A 25,538-nucleotide genomic window follows, 5' to 3' on the forward strand; every position below is an offset into this window, starting at 1 on the left:
TGAATCTTTCCGTTCATGTGGCGACAGCCACGACTGAGATGGAGCGTCAGCGGAATCGAAGTGGCGGTTCTCGTTCTTATGCCTGAATCTTTCCGTTCATGTGGCGACAGCCACGACTGAGATGCAGCGCAGCGGAATCGAAGTGGCGTCTTTTCACACTAAATGCAGCAACATATTCCTTTTAGTATGATTTTTCCGCAACTTTTCTTACTTTTCTCATACTAAATCTGTCTTTATCTTCTTTTAAGTATGATTTTTCTGCTTTATAACTTACTTTTCAAGAGATTTTCTCTCATTCTTCATACCATTTCTTCTATATTATTAGCGTTAGTATGATATTTCTGTTAACCAACTATTTTTCAGCTATCATTCTTCCTCCTAATTATGCTGCTTCTCAGTAAAAAATGTCATCGAAGCGTAGTACCCTTTTCCCGACTATGTAGCCCGGTTGCGATGGGAACCCACCATTACAATATTGAAGCGCAGCACTCTTTCCCTGGCTATATATTGCCTGCCATCCCATAAAATCTATTCCTTATATCTCTTCGAAACGGCTGGCATCCAGATACTTTATTACCCTTGCCGGATTTCCGACTGCGACTGCATAGTCCGGCACATCTTTTGTCACTACTGATGCTGCCCCGACGATGGCATGTTTTCCAATGCTTACCCCCGGCAGGATGCTTGCGCCCGCGCCAATCCATGCGGCTTTTTTAATTAGCACCGGCTTGCAGGTCAGTATCGACAAATCATAAGGATCATGCTTATTCGAAATCAGCTGGACATTAGCTGCAATCCGCACGCCATCCTCTATGGCGATTCCACCACGTGCCATTGCCAGCAGCCCAGAATTAATATAAACATTTTTTCCAATTTTCATGGTACTGACACAGGCACCACTGATTGGTGCTGCAACGTAGCTTCCCTCTCCAAGGTTCTCTCCAAACAATTCTTTTAAAAGCGTCTGATATTCTTCCGTAAAAGGCATCGTATGGTTCATTTGAAACATAATCTGCGCCGCCCTTACATTTTCTTCCCGGTCTTTTGGATTTGGTATCCTCATATCAACTCTTACTTCTTTGCAATCCATTCGCCGTATTCTCCTTAATTATTCTTCCTTTGGCAATTAACCATTTGAATGCAATCGTGTTTCCGCTGTTTCTGCACGCTGAACCCAGTCTTTCACACTGAGGCCGTCCTTTTCTACCTTACACATAAGAAACCATATCTTTACGCCTGCTGCATCTGCTTCTTCCAATGCTTTTCCAAACTCAGGATGAGTCATTACATTTGCCCGCACTTCTTCCACACCTTCCATCTGAATTACAAATGCCAATATACATTCATAGCCAGCCTTTCTTGCTTCTGCCAGCTCCCGCAAATGTTTCACGCCACGTTCCGTCGGTGCATCCGGGAAATAACCAATGCCATCACGTTCCAAAGTACAGCCCTTTACTTCCATTAAATATTCCTGCTGTCCCTTTTTCATATAAAAATCTATCCTGGAATTTCCATATTTATATTCCGGTCTAATCAAATCAAACGATTGTGTCTCAAGCCATTCTTTTGCCACCTTGTTAGGCGCCTGACTATCTATATTAATAAGCCCGAAATTTTCTTTATATACAGCAATCAGATCATATGCTGTCTTTCGTTTTGGATTGTCTGCCACTTCCAGATAGACTGCTGCATCCGGAAGCAGCAGTTCCCTGCAGCGCCCGGTATTTTTTACATGCACCGTCTGAAGTTCTCCATCAATTTTAACATGCGCAATAAAACGGTTGGGACGGTCTACAAATTTTCCCTCTATCACTTTTTGATATTTCAATTTCTATATCCTCTGATTCCTGTTTATCTTATTTCTGAAAAGTCAGACGCATCTGGTTCCACACCGCGTCTCCATGGGCAGACTCTGATACGCCTTCATTTTCAAATCCAAATTTTGCATAGTAATGTATCAGCTTATCCTTGCAGGTCAGCACCAGCCCTTTTCTTCCCTGGGCTTTCGCATCCGCAATAGCTCTTTTTAATAACTGTTCTGCACGACCGTGTCTTCGATATGCAGGAATGGTATTCACACCGAAAATCATCTGCCAGTCCCCCTGCTCCTCATGCAGGTCTGCCTTTTCATACATTTCATCTGTAAGGTCTTTCTGATTAGTCACCATGCCATCAACAAATGCCACCAGATGTCCCCCATCGAACATCAGCCAGAAATGGTCTTTATAATATTTTAAACGTTCTGCGAATTCTTCCTTTGTTGCTGCTTCTGCCGGTGGAAAACATTCTGTCTCCACTGCTGTAATTGCATCAATATCTTCCATCTGCGCGGTACGGATTGTCATTTTGTGTACTCCTTTTATAACTCTTTATAACTTTTTAATTCTTTTGTAACCTTTTATAACTTTCTCTTATTGTATAACCCCTTATGATTTTTCTCAAGAGACGAATTCCAGTTCTCGTAGTATTTCCTGTGAAACGGGAAAAGCACAACAGCCTTGTTCTTTATCAAAGACAATTTCTGTCGTGCTTTTCTATTCTGTTTTTTATTATATTTTTCTGTTCTGCTTTCTGAAATCCAAACTATTCTTTCACTGGCACCAGGCGAATGTTTACTCCGCTTACCTTCAATTCCACGCCATCACTCAGTTCCACATTTTTCACTTCTGGTGTATAAAGACCATTTCCATCGTCTACTCCAAACATCTCATTCATTCCACCATCATATAAATTTGATGTGCTGACGTTTCCGGTTCCATCCACAGCTGTTACGGTATAAGTTCCTGCCGGGAAATCTGTGCCTGCCGTATAATTGCCACTGCCTAATTCCACTGCTGCTGATTCATCATATTCTCTTCCACTCATGCCTCCGGTTACTTCTGTATAACTGACCTGTACTACTACATCTCCTGAAATCTTAAGTTCCACGTTTTCCTTCATTTTCAATCCATTAAAAGAGGATTCATAAAGTCCGTTCCCATCATCCACGCCAAACATTGCATTGATGCCGCCATTAAACATATTACTGCTGCTGACATTTCCATTTCCGCTTACTGCTGTCAGATTGCACTTACCAACTGGAAGGTCAACACCTGCTGTGTAATGTCCTGCTCCAAGCGTATAATCCGTCTCGATTTGTGATAAATCTTCTTCCGGAGCATCTTCCTTCCCAGCATCTTTATCAGTATCTTTGCTCTTGCCGCTCTCTGCCTGTTCTGTGTCTGTAACAGAATTCTTATCCGAATCCTTCTTGCTGCTTCCACCGCCTGCTGCAATTGCAAATACGACTACAACGATAATTACCCAGAACCACCATTTCTTATAAATTGGTTTCTTTACTTTTTCCATCTTATGCCTCCCGTTTTCATAAATCTTATGTATGAGACAATCATATATGAGTCGGAAGGTTTTGTGGTATGCTGACGGCATACATTTTTAAATCGTTTTTATGTCAATCATTTTCCTGTCTCTTCCTGCCAGGCAATTTCTATTGTGGTGTCAGCCCAAGCAGCGTAAATTTTACATAATTTTCCAGTAGCATTCCAAAATAGAAAAGGATAAGTGCCAGGATAATCCGGATGATTATCCGTACCGGTTTCTGAAGCGAACGGATTCCCGGGACTTTGGTATCCCACAGCAGAAAATTGAATCCCACCGCGCAGGACAGCCATGCATAGATAAGTACCGCAATTGCTTCCATTCCAAAAACGGCCGGCGTTTTACCATACATCATCATAAACTGTATACTGCCTATAATCAGAAACAGATAAATAAAAACTGCCAGTATCTCTTTCCAGACAACTCCGGTCCGGAAGCCCGGAAGAATCGTCTGCTTTCCCTGGGGCATTTGTCTCTCCGGTTTAAATGCCAGCCTGAGTTCACTGACACTCTGGTAGCGGTTCTGTGGGTCAATCTCTATGCACTTTTTTATGATACCCTGGAATGGTTTTTTCCCTGTCAGCCGTACATTCGGCAGCACGCCCTCTAACATCACATTCATCAGGACACCCACTGCATAAATATCTGCCGTTGCATCTGTCTGAAGGAAACCATACTGTTCCGGAGATGCAAAGCCAACCGTTCCAAGAATCGTTGTGTCTGCATTCCGGTTCATTTTCCATTGCCGAGAAATGTCAAAATCCAGTAATTTTACAACTCCATCTGTGGAAATCAATATATTTTTCGGTGAAATATCCCGATGTACAATTCCCTGTGCATGAATCTGCTCCAGCACCTCCAACAGCTGCTGTGCATAATTTCCGACAAGTTCCGGCGGCATCGTCCCATATCGCCGCAATTTTTCATCCAGTGTTTCTCCGCTGATATATTCTTCTAATATCACGCCCACATCCTGCTGCTCTTTGCAGCTTATGATTCTTACAAGATGTGGACTTTGCAGGTTCTGTAATTTACAATAAATGGGAATATTTTCTTTCTTTATAATTTTTTGAACCAGAATCCTTCCCGTGGAAGTGTCCTGCACCAGCTGCGTCTGATAAGGCATCTTACCTCCCAATATCGTCAATGGCACCTGCTGTTTTCTTTGAAACTCCTGGTATAATTTTTCGCTCATTGCTGTCAGACTCCCTTTTTCTCTTGCATTTTTATCTTCTACATTCTATGATAATCAATATCACTATAGCAGAAATGGGTGGATTCGCCAAATGAAAAAATCAACGCAGGAACTTTTAGATATTTTAAAAAATACGCCTTCCTTCTCCGATTATACCGAGCAGGAAGAACCAGAACTGGTACAGGTCTCTGTTTCCGATTATCTCAATCAGCTGATTCATACAAAAAATCAAGACCTGCCTTCTCTCATTCGGAAAAGCGGTCTTGACCGTAACTACTGTTATCAGATTTTTGATGGACGCAAGCGTCCTTCCAGAGACAAAGTGCTTGCTCTCTGCTTTGCCATGCATTTATCCTTTACGGAAGTACAGAATCTTTTAAAAGCCACCGGATATCCCATTCTCTATGCCCGTATAGAACGGGACAGCGCGATTATCTTTTCCCTGCAGCGGAACTGTGCACTCTCAGATGTAAATGAATTACTGTATGAATTAGGATATAAGGAACTCGCCTGAAATTATTTTCTTACTTCGCCCAGCAAAGCTGTGGCAGGAAATGTTTTTCCTGTTTCAAAATGAATTTCATTAAATTCAGCAGCATTGGTGACAACCAATGCGGTAACTGTAGAAAATCCTTTTAATTTCACAAATTCCAGATCACAGCTTATAAGTTTCTGTCCCTTTGTTACCTTGTCCCCTTCTTTTGCAAATACTTCAAAGCCCTGTCCATTCAGTTCCACTGTATCCATACCTATATGAATCAGCAGTTCTGCACCCTTTGGTGTCTCTATTCCAATGGCATGTCCAGTTTCTGCCACAGAAACGATTTTACCATCTGCCGGTGCATAAACGGTGCCATCTTCCGGGCAGATACCACATCCTGTTCCCAGCATTCCTTCTGCAAATATTGCATCCGGAATCTGTGCCTGTTCGATATATTTTCCATTCATCGGAGCAAATATTTCTTCTCCACTTTCTTTTTTCTTAAAAAACATTATCTATTTCCTTTCCCATCCTCTGTTTCTTCTGCACATTTTTCCTTACTGCAAATCCGATTTACATGCAGAATCAGATACATTTTTTCCTCTTCTGTTACTTCACAATCTAATTTCTGATTCAGATATTCTATAATACAGTCCACACATCTGGAAATATCCGCAAACTCTTCCCTGAGATTCTGATACAGTGTGATATTATCCGTATCAATATATTGTTTGCTGCAAATCCGGTCCAAAAGATATTTCATATGAGTTGCAAATCTGGCATAATCAAAGGATTCTTTATTTACCACGATATGAAGCTCCTTTTCTATAATCCGGCCGATATCCTTCAATACGCCTTCAAAGTCAATCTTATCCGTTCCCTTTGTCTTCTGCTCGGATGTAATCTTCGCACTTATGATAGACATGGCAACTCCTGATAATTCATTTCTTTTTAATTTCACATGAAATACTTTGTCCAGTTGCGCCACAATATACCGGCTCAATTTCATTTCCATGGGATACTGCTGCTCCATGTCATAAATAAGCGGCATCTCAATATAAATTTTCTTCCTCTCCCGCTCCATTGCAAATGCCAGATGGTCTGCCAGTGTCAGCACAAGATTTGGATTTAAATCATAATCCAGCTTGCTCTGTACCACCGGCAGTATTTTCATTGTAAATTCTATGATATCCATCGGCAGTTCATTCATCAGTCCCATGTACTGTGCGCTGATATTGTAAAATGTCCTGTCTATATTTTCTAGTTTTATCTCATATGGCATCTGTGGAAATCCAATTCCCTTTCCAAAAGCAATTAATTCACAACCATTCCCATCTTTACATACTGCTACATTATTATTGATTTTCTTAATTGCAAACATCGCTTTTTCCTCCACATGAGTTTTCTCTATTATACTACGTTACTGATAGTATCTTCCATCATCTTTTTCACCAAATACACCAATATTATAATCGATTCCTGTTACCAACCACCTGCCATCCTCTTTTTTCAGGTGCCACAGGTAGTCTACCGAATAAAACATAGTATCAATATTACCAGCATGGGTAAATTTTGTGCCGATTCTGTGCGGTTCATACCGCCATACCACCATTTCTGCTTCATCGCCGGTTTGCTTTATCGACACAATCTTTCCCACATGCGACATACTGTTTTCCTTTTTCCGCTTTCCCTGCAGCATAGTGAGCAATTCCTTTTTTCCTTCAAAGGAGTTTCCCGGTATATTCGACTGAATCGTCTCTGTCATAACCGATGCTGTAATCTCAAAGTCATCCTCATCAATCCCCCATGCATACCGGCAGAACAGATCTGCAATCTTTTCTTCCTCTGTCCAGTCTTCCTCATTGTCCATTACCCGCCATGGTGCTTCTTCTTTTGAAATAACAGGATGGTTTTTATAGCCGGTCCAGATATCATAATCAATTAACTTCCACCATCCCCGGACAAAGGATGTATTTCCGCATTCCATATCATGGCAGTATTTCAGACTACTCATTTTCCATATCGCATCTTCCTTTATCCAGTTTATCAGATAGTGTCCGCCAAATGTAAACCAATGTAAATAATAATCTTCCTTCACTCCCACTGTTGCAATCACATATGCCGACTGCACCGCCTGATTCTTTTCCTGAAAAATACATGTATTGTAAATCCGGTACCGGTTGAAATCCAGCTTTGGTCCTCTCCAGACCAATTTCTCTTTGACTGCATCAAATCCCTCCGCATCTCCAACCGTTTCCGACTGCATTCTGCAATCTTTGGCAATGACCATCTCCCAGAACTTCGCATCATTCTTTTCCAGGCCCTGGACAAAATATTCAAACTGCTGCTTTATTTTATCTCTTTCTCTCATATGATAAACCCTCTTTTCCCCCGCTTTCTATAACCTGACGGTACCAGTAATAAGATTCTTTTGGAATTCTCTTTCCACTTCCATTTCCTTTGTTATCAAAGTCTACATAAATAATTCCATAGCGTTTATCCATTTCACCTGTACTCACACTTACTAAATCTATACAGCCCCACGCCGTATAGGCCTTCACATCCACACCATCTTCCAGTGCTTCTTTTACGGCATTTATATGTTCCTTTAAATAGGCAATGCGGTAGGTATCCTGAATTTTCCCCTCTTCAACCTTATCTCGTGCTCCCAGGCCATTTTCCAATACCATAAGCGGGACTTCATACCTTCCATACAATTCATTCAAAGCAATCCGAAGTCCCTCTGCATCAATTTGCCAGCCCCACTCACTTTGTTTTAAATATGGATTCTTTACTCCTGCCATCAGATTTCCCATGGAGGACTCCAATCCCTGCTGTCCACTGATACAGTTCGAAAAATAATAGCTGAATCCACAAAAATCGGCTGTTCCTTTCTGCAAAAGTTCTTTCTCTTCTTTACTGCATGTTATCGAAATCTTATTTTCCCGGAAAAATTTTTTCATATACCATGGATACTTTCCTTTTAACCGCACATCCAGGCAAAAGAGATTGTGAATCTTATGATGCTCCTGTGCCATTCTTACATCCTCCGGTCTGCAGGAATAAGGATAGGTACAGTAATAGGCAATCATTGTACCAACCCTGATATGTGGATATTTTTCATGGGCATATGCACTTACCCATGCTGCCGCAAGAAACTGGTGATGCAAACACCGATATCTTCTTTCCATGTCATCCTGTTCCGGCAAAATATTGCATCCTTCTTTTTCAATTATTCCACCGCCAAATACTGTTCCAAGCGGCAGTGTCAGGCCGTTTATCTCATTAAAAGGAATCCAGTAAACCACCAGATCTGCATATTCATCGATTATGGTTTTTGCATATTTTTCATATAGCGGAATCAGCTTTGGATTACTCCAGCCTTCATATTTCATTGCAAGTGCCAATGGCAGATCATAATGCAGAATTGTAACTATCGGCTCCATCTTATATTTTCTGCAGGTTTCAAACACGCTTCTATAGTAGTCTAAGCCTGCCTGATTCGGAGTTTCTTCCTCTCCCGTTGGGAATATTCTTGTCCACGCAACAGACATCCGGAAACATCGAAATCCTGCTTCTGCAAATAATTTGATATCTTCTTCATAATGCTCATAAAAATGATTTCCATAATGAGATGGATAAATATATTTTTTATCTAAGGAGGGGAAGCATTTTCTCCCCTCCTCCTTATCTCCCAATGCCATACAGTCTGCTATGCTGGCTCCTTTTCCATTTACATTCCAGCTGCCTTCTGTCTGACACGCTGAAACAGCACCACCCCACAGAAAATCATCTGGAAAGCTTCCTTTATCTTGCTGCATCCTTTCTCTCTCCTTTACCAAATCCAAACACTGCCATCAAAATAAATCCTGCGACCATACTTACTGCTGCTGCCAGTAAATAGAATCCAAATGTATCTGAAAAATATCCGGATAATCCTAAAATCCCTGCATTGACAAATCCCATTGCCTTACATCCGAAAATCCCCATTATCATACCGCCCAGGGCTCCGGCAATACCAATCACTGCATAAGAACGTTTATATTTCATACATACGCCAAAGAGAATCGGCTCTGTCACTCCGGCAAGTAATGCGGTAATTCCGCTTGCTCCTGCAAGAGATTTTACTTCCTTGTCTTTGCTTCTGAACCAGATAGCAAATGCCACTCCAATCTGTGCATAACAGGTTGCACTCATAAATGCCAATACCGGGTCAGCTCCCATATTTGTAAAATTCAACATGATAATAGGTACCAGTGCCATATGTACACCAAGAATAGTCAGATATCCAACAGTTCCACCTACCAGAATTCCAAACAAAACTGCATTGGTATCATTCAGCCAGTTACTTGCCTTTCCAATCAGATTGGACAATTCACTGGATGCCGGGCCAATTACCAATACACTCAATACCACCATAACAAAAATGGTAATCAGTGGCACAAATAATAACTGGATTGATTTTGGAATAAACCTCTTCAGTAATTTTTCCAGCTGAGCCTGTATAGGTACTATAATTAATGCTGGTATAATCATGGAAGAATATGTTATTACCGTTAGCGGCAGTCCAAATAATGTTAATGGGTCTTCTGCTCCTGCCAGTGCCGTAAAATTCGGTTCCATCAACGCTCCCATGATAACCATTGCAACAACAATATTTGCTTTTAAATATTTTGCTGTATTATACGCAATTAAAAGTGGTATAAAATAAAATACTGCATTTCCTGCTGCTGACAATACAGCATACGTTGCGCTGGTTGCATCCAGCCAGCCTAAATAAGTAAACAAGGACAGGAATCCCTTTAACATACCGGAACCAACCAGTGCCGGAACCAATGGTATGAATGCATTGCTGATATAATCTAATATCTGCTGTCCGATTTTTTTCTTTTCTCCAGCCTCTTCTCCATCTGTAATATCTAATTCTGTAGTTTTGATATTTGCAATTTTGCAGACACAGTCATAGACATCATTTACATCTTTTCCGATGATTACCTGAAACTGTCCTCCTGCATTTTTTATGCCCAGTACTCCCTGTAATGCCTCTATTTCCTCTACTTTCACCAGGCTGGTATCTTTTAATGTAAACCGCAGTCTGGTCATACAATGTGTGCAATTACTTATATTTGCTGCTCCCCCTATTCTTTCCAGTATTTCTTCCGCTATTTTTTCAAATTTACTCTGCATATGAAACACTCTCCTTTCTGCTGCCTCGTTTTATAACAATCATTTTGAACAAAAAATACCCAAAACACATAGCACGCGCTTTACTATGTCCTTTGGGTAATGCTCCTGTTTCCAGGATAACAATCCTCTCGGAAATTTCCATTTGCTGCAACAAAAAAGCTCCTCTTTGGCACCATACAACGAAAAGCTGTACAAGTAATGCCTCCAAGGAGTTACAATCTTGTTCTCAATTGATACATTTATGTTACCATGCAAATTCAGTAATTACAAGCCGTAATATTTGCCAAATTACACCGGCAAATTTCGTCACTTCTGACAGTTTCCAATCACCCGGAATACCTGTTCTGCCGTATAGCTCATATTCTCATATGCCACTGTCTTCTGCATGGCTTCTTCCAATGTCATCACACCCGGCAAAATTGGAAATGCTCCATCTACAAGCTGCATTTCATCCTGCACTTTCCGGACGCCCTGCGGTTCAATGCTGCCGGCAAATACCAGTACCATGCAGCCCTTTTCTTTTGCCCGCTTTGCAATTCCAACCGGCGCTTTTCCCATAGCCGTCTGTCCGTCAAATCTTCCTTCTCCGGTCACTACGATATCAGCTTCACTTAATTCTTTCTCCGGCAATACTGCATCTAATACAATATCTACACCCGGACGTAAATCCCCGTCCAGATAGGATGCAAATGCGAAGCCCAGTCCGCCTGCTGCTCCGGCTCCCGACATGTTCCGGTTGTCTACGCCTAAAGCCTTTTCTGATACATCAGCAAAATGAGCTAATGCCGCATCCAGTCTTACTACCATGGTCTCGTCTGCGCCCTTCTGTGGTGCAAACACAGCACTGGCTCCTGTTGTGCCACATAATGGATTGGTCACATCACAGGCTATTTCAAAAGTACATTCTTTCAGTCTCTTATCCAACGCCTCCGTATCTATCGTTTCCAGGTCTTTCAGTTCTGTTGCTCCAAATCCTATTTCAATTCCATCTTTTTTATAAAAATGACACCCTAAAGCCTGCAGCATTCCGACACCGCCATCATTGGTGGCACTGCCGCCAATTCCAACGATAAACTTACGGCAGCCTCTATCCATGGCATGGCTTATCAGTTCCCCCACACCATAAGTAGTGGTTTCCATTGGATTTCGTTTATCCACCGGCACCAGTGGCAGACCAGCTGCTTCTGCCATTTCTATTACAGCAGTTTTGTCCGGAAGAATCCCATAGACCGCCTTTACTTTCTGACCAAGTGGTCCTGTCACTTCTGCTTTTTCCAATCTGCCATTCAGACCGCTTGTCAGCGCAGATACTGTTCCTTCGCCACCGTCTGCTACCGGCTTTATAATTATATCTGCTTCAGGCATCGCCCTCTTTATTCCTTCTTCTGCGGCTTTTCCCGCCTCTAAGGAACTTAAGCTGCCTTTTAAAGAATCTATTGCTACGATTACTTTCATTGGATTTTCCTCGTTTGTTTATTCTACCACCTGTATAAAAGCTTAAAAGAATCTCTAACTCGAAAGGGAAACTCCGGCCTATCAAGCCAGAGCTTCCCTTCCTGTATCTGCATCAGTTCTTCGAACCTTACATTATTCTTCTGTAGAAGCAGTTACTTCTTCTTTTGCTTCTGTCTCTTCGTTTTCATCTGTCACAGGTGCCTCATCGAATCCGTCAAAATCATCAAAGGAGAGTTCTTCCTCTTCGTTTACATCTGTGTTCAGTTTGATGTTACGATAACGCTTCATACCAGTACCAGCCGGAATCAGCTTACCGATAATTACGTTCTCTTTCAGACCAATCAATGGGTCAATCTTGCCCTTGATAGCTGCTTCTGTCAGAACCTTAGTTGTCTCCTGGAAGGATGCTGCTGATAAGAAGGAGTTGGTTGCCAAAGATGCTTTGGTAATACCAAGTAATACCTGTTTACCTTCTGCCGGCTCTTTGCCTTCTTCCTCTAACTGCTCATTCATCTCTTCGTAATCCAGATTATCTACTAATGTTCCTGGCAGGAACTCAGAATCTCCGTTATTTTCAATACGAATCTTCTTTAACATCTGACGAACGATAACCTCGATATGTTTATCATTAATCTCAACACCCTGCAGACGGTATACACGCTGTACTTCCTGAATCAGGTAATCCTGTACGGCACGTACGCCCTTAATCTTAAGGATATCGTGTGGATTTACAGAACCTTCGGTCAGTTCATCACCAGCCTCTAATACTGCGCCATCCATAATCTTAATTCTGGAACCGTAAGGAATCAGATAAGTCTTAGTCTCACCTGTTTCATTGTTTGTTACAATGATCTCACGTTTCTTCTTGGTATCTTTAATGGTTGCAACACCACCAAATTCTGTGATAATTGCAAGTCCCTTAGGCTTTCTTGCCTCAAACAGCTCCTCGACACGAGGAAGACCCTGTGTAATATCGTCACCGGCAACACCACCGTTGTGGAATGTTCTCATGGTAAGCTGTGTACCAGGTTCTCCGATAGACTGAGCTGCGATAATACCAACTGCTTCACCAACCTGTACCGCCTGACCGGTAGCCATATTGCTTCCATAACATTTTGCACAAACTCCGATGTGGGAACGGCAGGTAAGAATGGTACGGATTTTAACCTTGGTTAATGGCTCTCCATTCTCATCTACACCCTTGCTCATAATTGCTGCAGCACGTTTTGGTGTAATCATATGGTTTGCTTTTACAAGCACATTACCATCTTTATCGCAAATTGTCTCACAGGAGAATCTTCCTGTAATACGCTCTTCAAGACTTTCGATTTCTTCTTTTCCATCCATGAATGCTTTGACATACATACCAGGAATCTCTCTTCCTGTGCCTGCGCAGCAATCAGATTCACGGACAATCAGATCCTGTGATACGTCTACCAGACGTCTGGTTAAGTAACCGGAATCGGCGGTACGTAACGCAGTATCGGACATACCTTTTCGGGCTCCATGTGCGGACATGAAGTACTCCAATACTTCAAGACCTTCACGGAAGTTTGATTTGATAGGCAGCTCGATTGTTCTACCGGTTGTATCAGCCATCAAACCACGCATACCTGCTAACTGTTTAATCTGTTTATCAGAACCACGGGCTCCGGAATCTGCCATCATGAAGATGTTGTTGTATTTATCCAGACCGGAAAGCAGTGCTTCTGTCAGCTCATCATCAGTCTCTTTCCATGTTTCAACAACTTCTTTGTAACGCTCTTCCTCTGTAATAAGACCACGTTTGTACTGTCTTGAAATGCGGTCTACCGTATCCTGAGCCTTTGCAATCATTTCCGGTTTCTGAGGCGGTACTGTCATATCTGAAATAGATACGGTCATAGCTGCTCTTGTAGAGTACTTGTAACCCATGGACTTAATATCGTCTAATACTTCAGCGGTCTTGGTTGCTCCGTGTGTATTAATAACTTTTTCCAGAATCTGTTTTAACTGTTTCTTTGCTACATGGAAATCGATTTCCAGTACCAGTTCATTTTCAGGCTTGCTTCTGTCTACGAAACCTAAATCCTGAGGAATGATTTCATTGAAGATAAATCTTCCCAGTGTGGACTCAACGACACCAGTCTTAACAGTTCCATCCGGCATGGTCTTATGAACACGCACATGGATTCTGGAATGTAAGGTCAGTGCCTGGTTCTCATATGCCAGAATTGCTTCGTTTACACTCTTATAGTATCCGCCTTCTCCTAAGGAACCTGGTCTTTCCTGTGTCAGATAGTAGATACCAAGAACCATATCCTGTGAAGGAACGGCTACAGGACCTCCATCAGAAGGTTTTAACAGGTTGTTCGGTGAAAGCAGCATGAAACGACATTCTGCCTGTGCTTCCTGTGACAGTGGTAAATGGGCAGCCATCTGGTCTCCGTCGAAGTCGGCGTTGTATGCGGTACATACCAATGGGTGAAGCTTAATTGCTTTACCTTCTACCAGGATTGGCTCAAATGCCTGAATACCAAGTCTATGCAGTGTAGGAGCACGGTTCAGCATAACCGGATGCTCCTTGATGACATCTTCTAAGACATCCCAGACTTCCGACTGTAATCTTTCAACCATCTTCTTTGCACTCTTAATATTGTGTGCAGTTCCGTTTGCAACCAGCTCTTTCATAACAAACGGTTTAAACAGCTCGATTGCCATTTCTTTTGGCAGACCACACTGATAAATCTTAAGTTCCGGTCCTACGACGATAACGGAACGTCCAGAGTAGTCTACACGTTTTCCAAGAAGGTTCTGACGGAAACGTCCAGATTTACCTTTCAGCATATCGGACAGAGATTTCAGAGCACGGTTACCAGGTCCGGTTACCGGTCTTCCTCTTCTACCGTTATCAATCAGGGCATCTACTGCTTCCTGCAGCATTCTCTTCTCGTTACGAACGATGATATCAGGTGCACCTAACTCTAACAATCTTCTCAGGCGGTTATTTCTATTGATAATTCTACGATATAAATCATTTAAATCGGATGTTGCAAAACGTCCACCATCCAGCTGTACCATAGGTCGTAAGTCTGGTGGAATAACCGGGATAACGGTCATAATCATCCACTCCGGTTTATTTCCGGATTCACGGAAGGATTCTACCACTTCCAGTCTCTTGATGATTCTTGCACGTTTCTGACCGGTAGCATCTTTTAATTCTGCTTTCAGCTCTGCTGCATCTTTCTCCAGGTCAATTGCCTGTAATAACTCAAGAATGGCTTCTGCACCCATTCCAACACGGAAAGAGCTGCCATATTTTTCCCTTGCATCCTGATATTCCTGCTCGGATAATACCTGCTTTACAGATAAATCTGTAGAACCTGCATCCAGTACGATATAGGAAGCAAAGTACAGAACCTTCTCCAATGTTCTTGGAGAAAGATCTAAGATTAATCCCATACGGGATGGAATTCCTTTGAAGTACCAGATATGGGATACCGGAGCTGCAAGCTCGATATGTCCCATACGCTCTCTACGAACGCTGGCTTTGGTGATTTCAACACCACAGCGGTCGCAGACAACACCTTTATAACGAATCTTTTTGTACTTACCACAATGACATTCCCAGTCTTTGCTCGGTCCAAAAATCTTCTCACAGAATAATCCGTCTTTTTCCGGTTTCAAAGTTCTATAGTTAATGGTCTCAGGTTTCTTAACTTCTCCTCTGGACCACTCTCTGATTTTCTCAGGTGATGCCAGACCAATCTGAATTGCATCAAACTGTATCGGCTGGTAAGTTTCCTGTTTTACTGTTCCTGGCATTAATGACACTCCCTTCCTATTTATTCTTCGTCAAGAACTTCATCGGCAGCATCGTCAAAATCGAAGCCTGCGTCATCATCCTCTTCCTCTTCTTCTACGTTGTTGAGTTCTCCACTCTCAGAATCAAATTCCTGTTTGGTAAAGCCCATCTTTCCGAAGGACTCGCTGTCTTCAAACGCGAAATCTTTATCGCCTGAGATAATGGAATTCAAATCTGTGTTACCATATTCGCTGGTCTCCATCAGTTCAACTTCGTTACGGTCTTCATCTAATACTCTGACATCAAGACCAAGGGACTGAAGTTCTTTGAGAAGTACCTTGAAGGATTCTGGGATTCCCGGTTCAGGGATATTGTCACCCTTAATGATTGCTTCGTATGTCTTCACACGGCCAACCACGTCGTCGGACTTCACAGTCAGAATCTCCTGTAATGTGTAAGATGCACCATAAGCTTCCAGTGCCCAAACCTCCATCTCTCCGAAACGCTGTCCACCAAACTGGGCTTTACCACCCAGAGGCTGCTGTGTTACTAAGGAGTAAGGACCGGTAGAACGTGCATGAATCTTATCATCTACCAGATGATGCAGTTTCAGGTAATGCATGTGCCCAATGGTAACCGGTGAGTCAAATTCTTCTCCGGTACGTCCGTCACGAAGCTGAACCTTTCCGTCACGGGAAATCGGAACGCCCTTCCATAATTCTCTGTGGTCTCTGTTATCGGAAAGATACTGCATTACATCTTCACGCAATGTATCTTTATATTTTGCTTCAAATTCTTCCCAGGTGGAGTTGACATAATCATTTGCCAGTTCCAGGGTATCCTGAATATCAATCTCTCGTGCACCGTCAAATACAGGAGTCTCAATGTTAAATCCAAGTGCTTTCGCTGCAAGACTTAAGTGAATCTCCAGGACCTGACCGATATTCATACGGGAAGGTACACCCAATGGGTTCAATACAATATCCAGTGGACGGCCGTTCGGCAGGAATGGCATATCTTCTACCGGAAGTACACGGGAAACAACACCCTTGTTACCATGACGTCCAGCCATCTTATCTCCAACGGAGATTTTTCTCTTCTGTGCAATGTAAATACGAACTGCCTGATTTACACCAGGGGATAATTCGTCACCATTTTCTCTTGTAAATACTTTCGCCTCTACAATGATACCATATTCACCATGTGGTACTTTCAAGGAAGTATCTCTTACTTCTCTTGCTTTCTCACCGAAGATGGCACGTAACAGTCTCTCTTCTGCGGTAAGCTCTGTCTCTCCCTTTGGAGTAACCTTACCTACCAGAATATCACCGGCACGAACTTCTGCACCGATACGGATGATTCCTCTTTCATCGAGGTCTTTCAATGCATCATCGCCGACACCTGGAACGTCTCTTGTAATTTCTTCCGGTCCTAATTTAGTATCACGGGCTTCTGCTTCGTACTCTTCAATATGGACAGATGTATAAACATCATCCTGTACTAATCTTTCACTCAGAAGAACAGCGTCCTCGTAGTTGTAACCTTCCCATGTCATGAATCCGATTAACGGGTTCTTTCCAAGAGCAAGCTCACCATTAGAGGTAGATGGTCCGTCAGCAATTACTTCGCCAGCTTCTACATGATCACCTTTGAACACGATTGGTCTCTGGTTGTAGCAGTTGGACTGGTTGCTTCGTGAGAACTTGGTCAGTTTGTATACGTCTCTTGTTCCATCATCATTCTTCACGGTAATCTGGTTTGACTCAGATTTCTCAATAGTACCGGATTTCTTTGCAACTACACATACACCGGAGTCTACTGCAGTCTTGGTTTCCATACCGGTTCCTACTACAGGAGCTTCTGTGGTAAGAAGAGGTACTGCCTGACGCTGCATGTTAGATCCCATCAGCGCACGGTTCGCATCATCGTTCTGCAAGAACGGAATCAATGCGGTAGCAACAGAGAATACCATCTTAGGAGATACGTCCATATAATCAAACATCTGCTTGTCATATTCCTGTGTCTCGTCTAAGTAACGGCCGGAAACGGAATTTCTTACGAAATGTCCTTCTTCATCCAGTTTTTCATTCGCCTGTGCTACATGGTAATTATCCTCTTCATCTGCGGTCATGTATACAACATCTTCTGTAACACGCGGATTCTTAGGATCTGTTTTATCAATCTTACGATATGGTGCCTCAATGAAACCATATTCGTTAATTCTTGCATAACATGCCAGTGAGTTGATAAGTCCGATGTTCGGTCCTTCAGGAGTCTCAATAGGGCACATTCTTCCGTAATGGGAGTAGTGTACGTCTCGAACCTCGAATCCGGCACGGTCTCTGGACAAACCACCTGGTCCTAATGCGGATAAACGTCTCTTATGTGTCAGCTCACCCAGCGGGTTGTTCTGATCCATGAACTGCGACAGCTGGGAAGATCCGAAGAACTCTTTCACTGCTGCGGTTACCGGTTTGATATTAATCAGGCTCTGAGGAGAAATTCCTTCCTGATCCTGGGTGGTCATACGCTCACGAACCACACGTTCCATTCTGGAAAGTCCGATTCTGTACTGGTTCTGTAATAACTCACCTACGGCACGGATACGACGGTTGCCTAAGTGGTCAATATCGTCATCATTTCCAATGCCCCACTCCAAGTGCATATTGTAGTTAATGGATGCGAAAATATCTTCCTTGGTGATATGCTTCGGAACCAGTTCAGATACGTTTTTACGAATTGCTTCCTTGATATCTTCCAAGGATTCATTTTCATCCAGGATTTTCTTTAATGCCGGATAATATACCAGCTCAGTAATACCAACTTCCTTCGGTACTACATCAACATAGGTAGTGAGGTCTACCATCATATTAGAAAGAACTTTTTCATTTCTTTCTTCTGTAGCAATATATACCGCCGGAACAGCTGCGTTCTGAATCTCTTCTGCAAGTTCTCTGGTCAGCTCTGTTCCTTTTTCGATTACCTCTCCGGTAGTCTCAAGAACAACATCTTCAGCCAGCACTTTTCCGCGTAAACGGTTCTTAAATGCCAGCTTCTTGTTAAATTTATAACGACCTACCTTTGCCAGGTCATAACGTCTTGGGTCGAAGAACATTGCGGTAATCAGGCTCTCTGCACTATCAACAGAAAGAGGCTCGCCCGGACGAATCTTCTTATATAATTCCAGAAGACCTTCCTCGTAGCTTGTAGCAACGTCTTTTCCAAAAGATGCTAAAATCTTTGGCTCTTCGCCAAATAAATCTATAATTTCCTGGTTGGTTCCCAGTCCTAATGCACGCAGTAATACTGTGATTGGCACTTTTCTGGTACGGTCAACACGTACATAGAAAATATCATTAGAGTCTGTTTCATACTCTAACCATGCTCCACGATTCGGGATTACGGTACAGGAATAGAGTTCCTTACCTACTTTATCATGCGCAATGCCATAGTAAATACCAGGGGAACGAACCAACTGGCTTACGATAACACGCTCTGCTCCATTGATAACGAAGGTTCCTGTCTCTGTCATGAGAGGTAAATCGCCCATAAAAATCTCATGTTCATTAATTTCATCTGTTTCTTTGTTATACAGTCTGACTTTTACCTTCAAAGGAGCTGCATAAGTTGCGTCTCTCTGTTTACACTCCGGAATTGTATACTTCACATCATCCTCACATAATGTGAAATCCACAAATTCCAAGCTAAGATGTCCGCTATAATCCTCAATCGGAGAGATATCTGCAAACACTTCTTTCAGGCCCTCGTCTAAGAACCACTGATAGGAATCCTTCTGGACCTCAATCAGGTTTGGCATTTCCAATACCTCTTTTTGTCTTGAGTAACTCATACGTATGCCTTTTCCAGCCTTCACCGGACGTATTCTGTTTTTCTCCATTGACGTTTCACCTCTCGTTTTTTATTCTCAATCCACTAAATTTCAGCAAATTATATTCTTCGGGCTTCATTTCCTAAAAAAGGATATAGTAAAGCCACCTCACCACAATAGTGCAACGTATATGATACCACAAGTAGTTTTCTAAAGTCAAGCATTATTTTCGCACAATATGCATATATTTTTCAATATTGGGGAATAATTTTCATCCTCGCAGTGATGCAGCCTGCCATCTGCGTTTTTTATAGCTGCCTAACATCAGAAAAAGCAGCCATGAAATGCTTTTTTCTTTGCATCCCATAGCTGCTTTTTTCTTTACCCTTTTTTCTTTATTTTTCTATTCTATTACATATTTCATTATCTATTTTATTGATTCCGGTTTTATTTTAAGTCCACATCCAGTTCTGCAATACTTTCACCTGCACCATTTTTGTTGGTTACGGATATATGGATTGTACTCTCTCCATTATAAAGCAGCATAATCCGTTCACTCTGGCTTCCATCCTCATTTGGGGTAAACCGGCCGCCTAACCACCACATTGCATTGCCTGCTTCGTCGGTAATAAATATATCCGGGTCATTATGTGGGTCATTGTACGGTGCGCCGGTAATATCCGGGAGCTGCATATCAACGATCAAGACGGCACCGGTTTTGATCACCTGACTTACTGCAACACCATTATCTTCTTTATTTACTGCGATAGTCTCATTCTTGGAAGTATCCACATGCACCGGGAAGGAGAGCTGCCAGTCTCCGCTTACTTTTGTGGTGGTCTGATATTCTCCATTTTCATCCCATGCATCGGAAAGATAGCCTTCCAAGGTGTCTATGCTCCAGGTTACGGTAAAATCTTTCAAGTCCGAAATATCAATCGGATTATCATTTTCATCAGTCAATGTTGATAAATCAATTTGCTCCATCTTCACATAGCTTCCGTCCTCTGCCTTTTCAAAAGGCTGCCCGATTACCGACTGAATCAGGGTTTCATTGATAGAAACATTTTCCATCACCTTATCACTCTGCGGTCCCATAATCCAATCTGATTCATTCAGTTTTTCATTGTCTGTGCTAAGGGTGGTTGTGTAGTAAAGCAGGTAACCATCGCAATACACATCCGAAACGCTTATCTTTACTCCACTCTGGTCTGTTTCCAGCACACACTGATTATCCGAAACCAATTCCGTGGACTCTTTTCCAATGGTAGAATAGATATCCGAAAGTTCCTTTTCATCTTTATCTCCCTGTGTTGCGCCAATCAGTTTTCCGATTGTGTTGCTGTAGATGCTGTCTGCCAGTGCAGAATTAGAAAATCCTGCTACTCCTACTGCAACCGCACAGGCTGCTGCCATTCCTGCCGCAATTTTTCTTATATTTTTATTTTTCTTATTCCTTGTTTCCATGTTCATACGTTTTACCTCCATCCGGATTCTCGTTTTATACCGTTCCTTTTCTTCGGAGGATAACTCTTCTACTTCATATTCATTCAAATCAATTTCCGCATCATTTAACATTTCATAGATTTTATCGTCTTTCATCTCTTCATGCCTCCTTCTGTTTCAAATACATGTTTCTCATTTTCCGCTTTCCTCTGGATACCCGGTTGTAAATGACATCTCTCGGAAGTCCGGTATCTTCGCTTATCTGCTCTACAGATTCTTCCTCTACAAATAATTTCATAAATATTTTCCGGTCAAGAGGTTTCAGGCACAAAAGCAATTGTTCTACTTCATGGCTTAATTCCCCTTCTATCAGTTGTTCTAACATCCTGTCATTTTCCGCCGCTGTCACATCATCCATACAAAGCTGTTCCAAGTCCCGCTTATATTTTCTAAGATAGTCGATGGCTTCGTACCGGGCAATGGCTGCCGTCCAGTTCTTGAAGCTGTTCTTCTTATCATCAAAGGATGCTGCGTGTTCCCAGATGGAAAGCAGCACATCGTTCATGCATTCTTCCTGTTTCTGTGGCATGGTAAATAAGTGTTTCCGGATGACCGCCTTAAGCAATCCACCATACATATCTATGACATAAATCAATGCTTCTTCATTATGCAATTGTAATTGCTGAATATAATTCTTCTCTGTTATCTTCATTGTTATCCTGCCTTTTGCTTCATGCACCATGGTTTGCATTTTTGCAGCTACACTTATTATTACGAATCTGATGTCTTAAATCTATCACTTTTATAAAAATATTTTCTATAAAACAAAGAACCTTCCAGCATTTCTGCCAGAAGGTCTCTTCATTGTCCATCATCCATAAAAGCTGCCAGTGCCAGCTTCTTCAGGTGGAGTTCATTTTTACCGGAAGCTGTCCCAGTCTTTCTGCATAAATAAGTATGTAATTAGTGGGCACAATACTGCGCTGATGATACTTTTTACCACTCCAACCCCGCCAAAGATATTGATTACCAGACCGATTGCTGCACATGCAATCATCAGATAGAATCCAACCTTCTTCTGTGCAAACAAAATCAGGCCGGCACCTACGATAATAAGCACTTCTGCAATGAGGCTGACAATCAGCAGTGGCTGAATGAGCATTAACGGAATCATCATTACTCCGGAAATGATATTGATTACAAATACAATCCAGAGCCATACCTTAAGTCCTGTGTTCATAACTAATCTCCTATTCTTATATTGTTTTCAAGTTACGCTACTATTATTACATATTTTCTTTTTACGTCAATAGGTCTAAAGTCCTATAAACTACAAGAAAATCGGATCCATATTTCTATGAATCCGATTCCTATCATTTCTAATTCAGTTGTGAATTAAAAATTATTTTAATGTTACTTTAGCACCTTCAGCTTCTAATTTAGCTTTGATGTCATCAGCTGTAGCTTTGTCAGCCTGCTCTTTTACGATCTTTGGAGCGCCATCTACTAAGTCTTTTGCTTCTTTTAAGCCTAAGCCAGTAGCTTCACGAACTACTTTGATAACCTTAACTTTGTTTGGTCCAACTTCTGTTAACTCTACGTCAAACTCAGTCTTCTCTTCTGCTGCTGCTGCGTCTCCACCTGCTGCTGCAACTACAACGCCTGCTGCTGCGGATACACCGAACTCTTCTTCACAAGCTTTTACTAATTCATTTAACTCTAATACGCTTAACTCTTTGATAGCGTCAATCATCTCAGCTGTTGTTAATTTAGCCATTTTAATTTACCTCCGTTTTTGGTTTTGTTTTCAATAAAATTGGTTTGCAGATTATTCTGCTGCTGGAGCTTCCTCTGCAGGAGCTTCTACTGGAGCTTCTTCTGCAGGTGCTGCCTCTTCTGCCTTAACTTCTACGTCTGCTGCGCCGCCTTTTTCAGCGATCTGATTAATAACACGAGCGAAGTTTGTAATAGGAGACTGGATACTTCCAAGGAATTTGGAAAGTAATTCTTCTCTGGATGGGATTGTAGCGATTGCTTTCATTCCATCTGCATCATAGAAGGTTCCTTCTACTACGCCGGCTTTAATCTCAAGTGCAGGAGCTGTCTTTGCAAATTTAGCAATTACTCTTGCAGGTGCTGTTGCATCTGTTGTTGAAATTGCGAATGCGTTTGGTCCTTCCAATACGTCGGAAAGGCTTTCGAAATCAGTTCCTTTGATTGCAAAATTAACTAATGTATTCTTATATACTTTATAAGCAACACCAGCTTCTCTTAACTGCTTACGCAGCTGAGTATCTTCTGCAACGGTAAGTCCACGGTAGTCAACGACTACTACTGACTGTGCATCTTTAATCTGCTCAGAAATTTCCTGTACGATAGGCTGTTTAAGTTCTACTTTTGCCACGAATCGTGCACCTCCTTCTTTATTTTTCATCTTGCGAAAGACAGGTACATTACCTTAAAAAATCCTCTCTGTGGAAGACAGAGAGGATTTGAAATCTCATTTACAAATACATAAGTATCTGCATTTCCTCGGTAGGTTCTCTACGGTTACGCCTTACGGCACCTACTGTCTTCGGCAATATGCTTTGCTATTATAGCAATTAATATCTTGGATGTCAATAACAAAAACTAAACAAGCTTCAGTGGGTTGATTTTTACACCCGGTCCCATGGTAGGAGCTACAGAAACGCTCTTCATGTACTGACCTTTTAATGTAGCCGGTTTTGCTTTGTTTACGGCATCAATAAGAGTCTGGAAGTTGTCCGCTAATTGTTCTTCACTAAAGGATGCTTTTCCAATTGGCACATGGATAATATTTGCTTTGTCTAATCTATACTCGATTTTTCCGGCTTTGATATCGTTTACTGCCTTGGTAACGTCCATAGTAACAGTTCCAGCTTTTGGGTTTGGCATTAAGCCCTTCGGTCCAAGTACACGACCAAGACGTCCAACAACACCCATCATATCAGGAGTTGCAACAACAACGTCGAAGTCAAGCCATCCTTCGTTCTGGATCTTCGGAATTAATTCCTCTCCACCAACGAAATCAGCACCTGCTGCCTGAGCCTCGTCTAATTTGGTTCCCTTTGCGAATACTAATACTTTTACAGCTTTACCAGTTCCGTGTGGTAATACAACTGCACCACGGATCTGCTGATCTGCGTGACGTCCGTCACATCCGGTACGAATGTGAACTTCGATAGTCTCATCAAATTTTGCAACGGCTGCTTTCTTTGCAAGTCCGATTGCTTCTGCCGGATCATATAAAGTTGCTCTATCAATTGATTTTGCAGCTTCTAAATATTTCTTTCCTCTTTTCATTCTAAATAACCTCCTGTGGTATTATCGGGAGTGGTACCCTCCCACGTTTCCATCTAGTCCTCTACTTCGATTCCCATACTTCTTGCTGTTCCTGCAATCATGCTCATTGCAGCTTCAACAGATGCAGCATTTAAGTCTGGCATTTTCAGTTCAGCGATTTCCTGAAGCTTAGCTTTAGAAATCTTTGCAACTTTTGTCTTGTTCGGAGTTGCAGATGCACTCTTTAAGTTGCAGGCTTTTTTCAGCAGTACTGCTGCTGGAGGAGTTTTTGTAATGAAGCTGAAGCTTCTGTCTGCGTAAACAGTGATAACTACAGGAACGATTGTATCTCCCATATCTGCTGTTTTTGCATTAAACTGTTTTGTGAATTCCACAATATTCACACCATGCTGACCTAAAGCAGGTCCAACAGGTGGTGCCGGAGTTGCTTTGCCGGCAGGAATCTGCAATTTGATATATCCTTCTACTTTCTTTGCCATTTGAGGTTGCCTCCTTTAATTCATCTTCTTTACATCTGAAAAACTAATCTCGACCGGAGTCTCCCGGCCAAATAAATCCACATTAATCGTACAAATCTGTTTTCCGTGATCCATACGCTGGATAACACCGATGGTGTCCTTCCACACACCACCGATTACAACGACGGTATCGCCTTCATCGAAATCTACGACAATGTTGTCTGACTTGATTCCCAGTGGTCTCATTTCAGCGTCAGTGAGTGGTACCGGCTTAGATCCCGGTCCAACAAATCCGGTTACGCCTCTGGTATTTCTTACCACATACCAGGTATCATCATTCATGACCATATTGATAAGCACATATCCCGGGAACATTTTCTTCTGAACCTGCTTTTTCGCACCGTTCTTAAGCTCGACAACATCCTGCATCGGTACTCTGACTTCGAGTATCTGCTCTTCTAAATGCCGGTTCTCGATTGCCTTATCGATGTTCGCTTTGACCTTATTCTCATAACCTGAATAGGTATGAACTACATACCAGTGTGCCTCTGCCATAATCACCTATGCCTCCATTATAAATTCACTAGAAAATTCACACCGTACTGGATGATTGTATCCAGAAGTGTAATTATCAGACCAAGTACAACTGACACAATAACAACTGCTGTTGTCTGACGGGCAAGTGATTCTTTTGTAGGCCAAATGATTTTTTTGAATTCAGCCTTAAGACCGGCGAACCAGCTCTCTTTTACTGCTGTGTTCTTGTTTTCGGTTTCTCCCATTTTGTCACTTCCTTTTCTTTTTGCTCATTGTCACGCATTCACAAATTATTTTGTTTCTTTGTGTAATGTATGAGTCTTGCAGAATCTACAATACTTCTTTGTCTCCATTCTGTCTGGATGAGCTTTCTTGTCTTTTGTCATGTTGTAATTACGCTGCTTGCATTCTGTGCATGCTAATGTAATCTTTGTGCGCACAACTTCCACCTCCATTACTTTCTT

The 25,538-nt window shown here is 42.0% G+C and carries 24 protein-coding genes and 1 other annotated feature; of the genes, 1 reads left to right on the forward strand and 23 read right to left on the reverse strand.

Translation table 11 applies throughout. The features are described from left to right. Positions 1–535: 535 nt before the first annotated feature. From DWX65_RS06750 to DWX65_RS06770, 5 genes are all read right to left on the reverse strand, one after another. Positions 536–1,090, reverse strand: a complete 555-nt coding sequence (locus tag DWX65_RS06750) for an acyltransferase (RefSeq protein ID WP_118173110.1) — start codon at positions 1,088–1,090, stop codon at positions 536–538. A gap of 36 nt (positions 1,091–1,126) precedes the next feature. Next, entirely contained in the window at positions 1,127–1,828 is a 702-nt protein-coding gene (gene sfsA / locus DWX65_RS06755) for a DNA/RNA nuclease SfsA (RefSeq protein ID WP_118173111.1), read from the reverse strand. A 28-nt stretch (positions 1,829–1,856) separates the two neighbouring features. Next, a complete protein-coding gene (locus DWX65_RS06760; RefSeq protein ID WP_117841445.1) occupies positions 1,857–2,345 on the reverse strand; it encodes a GNAT family N-acetyltransferase in 489 nt (162 codons plus the stop codon). 238 nt (positions 2,346–2,583) lie between these two features. Further along, positions 2,584–3,348, reverse strand: a complete 765-nt coding sequence (locus DWX65_RS06765; protein ID WP_118056663.1) for a hypothetical protein — start codon at positions 3,346–3,348, stop codon at positions 2,584–2,586. 139 nt (positions 3,349–3,487) lie between these two features. Further along, complete coding sequence (locus DWX65_RS06770) at positions 3,488–4,573, reverse strand: serine/threonine-protein kinase (RefSeq protein ID WP_118173112.1); 1,086 nt, start codon at positions 4,571–4,573, stop codon at positions 3,488–3,490. A gap of 91 nt (positions 4,574–4,664) precedes the next feature. Between DWX65_RS06770 and DWX65_RS06775 the strand changes: the two genes are divergently transcribed. Further along, positions 4,665–5,087, forward strand: coding sequence for a hypothetical protein (locus DWX65_RS06775; protein ID WP_117697253.1), 423 nt, complete (start codon positions 4,665–4,667; stop codon positions 5,085–5,087). A 2-nt stretch (positions 5,088–5,089) separates the two neighbouring features. On the opposite strand, the gene DWX65_RS06780 is transcribed toward DWX65_RS06775, so the two are convergent. The 18 genes from DWX65_RS06780 to rpmG form a co-directional block, all read right to left on the reverse strand. Further along, positions 5,090–5,566, reverse strand: a complete 477-nt coding sequence (locus DWX65_RS06780; RefSeq protein WP_117841448.1) for a PTS sugar transporter subunit IIA — start codon at positions 5,564–5,566, stop codon at positions 5,090–5,092. Then, the gene (locus tag DWX65_RS06785) at positions 5,566–6,435 is read right to left on the reverse strand and encodes a PRD domain-containing protein (RefSeq protein WP_118173113.1); all 870 of its coding nucleotides are present in this window, start codon (positions 6,433–6,435) and stop codon (positions 5,566–5,568) included. The genes DWX65_RS06780 and DWX65_RS06785 overlap by 1 nt, the downstream gene beginning before the upstream one ends. A 39-nt stretch (positions 6,436–6,474) precedes the next feature. After that, positions 6,475–7,425, reverse strand: coding sequence for a nuclear transport factor 2 family protein (locus DWX65_RS06790; protein ID WP_118173114.1), 951 nt, complete (start codon positions 7,423–7,425; stop codon positions 6,475–6,477). Then, positions 7,409–8,875 carry a glycoside hydrolase family 1 protein gene (locus DWX65_RS06795; protein ID WP_118173115.1) on the reverse strand — a complete coding sequence of 489 codons (1,467 nt, stop codon included), beginning with the start codon at positions 8,873–8,875 and terminating at the stop codon, positions 7,409–7,411. The genes DWX65_RS06790 and DWX65_RS06795 overlap by 17 nt, the downstream gene beginning before the upstream one ends. Next, positions 8,862–10,241, reverse strand: coding sequence for a PTS transporter subunit EIIC (locus DWX65_RS06800; protein ID WP_118173116.1), 1,380 nt, complete (start codon positions 10,239–10,241; stop codon positions 8,862–8,864). The genes DWX65_RS06795 and DWX65_RS06800 overlap by 14 nt, the downstream gene beginning before the upstream one ends. Before the next feature lie 306 nt (positions 10,242–10,547). Then, entirely contained in the window at positions 10,548–11,696 is a 1,149-nt protein-coding gene (locus tag DWX65_RS06805; protein ID WP_118173117.1) for a glycerate kinase family protein, read from the reverse strand. A gap of 132 nt (positions 11,697–11,828) precedes the next feature. Beyond that, complete coding sequence (gene rpoC, locus DWX65_RS06810) at positions 11,829–15,500, reverse strand: DNA-directed RNA polymerase subunit beta' (protein ID WP_118173118.1); 3,672 nt, start codon at positions 15,498–15,500, stop codon at positions 11,829–11,831. 20 nt (positions 15,501–15,520) lie between these two features. Continuing rightward, a complete protein-coding gene (gene rpoB, locus DWX65_RS06815; protein ID WP_022242932.1) occupies positions 15,521–19,378 on the reverse strand; it encodes a DNA-directed RNA polymerase subunit beta in 3,858 nt (1,285 codons plus the stop codon). Positions 19,379–19,756: 378 nt separating this feature from the next. Then, positions 19,757–20,911: a DUF4179 domain-containing protein gene (locus tag DWX65_RS06820; RefSeq protein ID WP_118173119.1), complete on the reverse strand. Its 1,155-nt coding sequence runs from the start codon at positions 20,909–20,911 to the stop codon at positions 19,757–19,759. A gap of 4 nt (positions 20,912–20,915) precedes the next feature. Further along, the gene (locus DWX65_RS06825) at positions 20,916–21,467 is read right to left on the reverse strand and encodes a sigma-70 family RNA polymerase sigma factor (RefSeq protein WP_118173120.1); all 552 of its coding nucleotides are present in this window, start codon (positions 21,465–21,467) and stop codon (positions 20,916–20,918) included. Between the two features lie 207 nt (positions 21,468–21,674). Continuing rightward, positions 21,675–21,995: a hypothetical protein gene (locus DWX65_RS06830; protein ID WP_118056678.1), complete on the reverse strand. Its 321-nt coding sequence runs from the start codon at positions 21,993–21,995 to the stop codon at positions 21,675–21,677. 162 nt (positions 21,996–22,157) lie between these two features. Further along, positions 22,158–22,532 carry a 50S ribosomal protein L7/L12 gene (gene rplL / locus DWX65_RS06835; RefSeq protein ID WP_117697286.1) on the reverse strand — a complete coding sequence of 125 codons (375 nt, stop codon included), beginning with the start codon at positions 22,530–22,532 and terminating at the stop codon, positions 22,158–22,160. 51 nt (positions 22,533–22,583) lie between these two features. After that, complete coding sequence (gene rplJ, locus DWX65_RS06840; RefSeq protein ID WP_022242927.1) at positions 22,584–23,159, reverse strand: 50S ribosomal protein L10; 576 nt, start codon at positions 23,157–23,159, stop codon at positions 22,584–22,586. Between the two features lie 47 nt (positions 23,160–23,206). Beyond that, positions 23,207–23,352, reverse strand: a sequence feature (ribosomal protein L10 leader region). A 34-nt stretch (positions 23,353–23,386) separates the two neighbouring features. Beyond that, positions 23,387–24,079 (reverse strand): 50S ribosomal protein L1, encoded by a 693-nt coding sequence (gene rplA / locus DWX65_RS06845; protein ID WP_022242926.1) that lies wholly within the window; start codon positions 24,077–24,079, stop codon positions 23,387–23,389. Positions 24,080–24,132: 53 nt separating this feature from the next. Then, complete coding sequence (gene rplK / locus DWX65_RS06850; RefSeq protein WP_022242925.1) at positions 24,133–24,558, reverse strand: 50S ribosomal protein L11; 426 nt, start codon at positions 24,556–24,558, stop codon at positions 24,133–24,135. Positions 24,559–24,573: 15 nt separating this feature from the next. Beyond that, a complete protein-coding gene (gene nusG, locus DWX65_RS06855) occupies positions 24,574–25,092 on the reverse strand; it encodes a transcription termination/antitermination protein NusG (RefSeq protein WP_022242924.1) in 519 nt (172 codons plus the stop codon). 17 nt (positions 25,093–25,109) lie between these two features. Beyond that, a complete protein-coding gene (gene secE, locus DWX65_RS06860) occupies positions 25,110–25,319 on the reverse strand; it encodes a preprotein translocase subunit SecE (protein ID WP_022242923.1) in 210 nt (69 codons plus the stop codon). A 45-nt stretch (positions 25,320–25,364) separates the two neighbouring features. Beyond that, a complete protein-coding gene (gene rpmG, locus DWX65_RS06865; protein ID WP_117697288.1) occupies positions 25,365–25,514 on the reverse strand; it encodes a 50S ribosomal protein L33 in 150 nt (49 codons plus the stop codon). Positions 25,515–25,538 lie beyond the last annotated feature (24 nt).

Source organism: Roseburia sp. AF20-18LB, from assembly GCF_003461185.1.
GTDB classification, from domain to species: Bacteria; Bacillota; Clostridia; order Lachnospirales; family Lachnospiraceae; genus Roseburia_C; species Roseburia_C amylophila.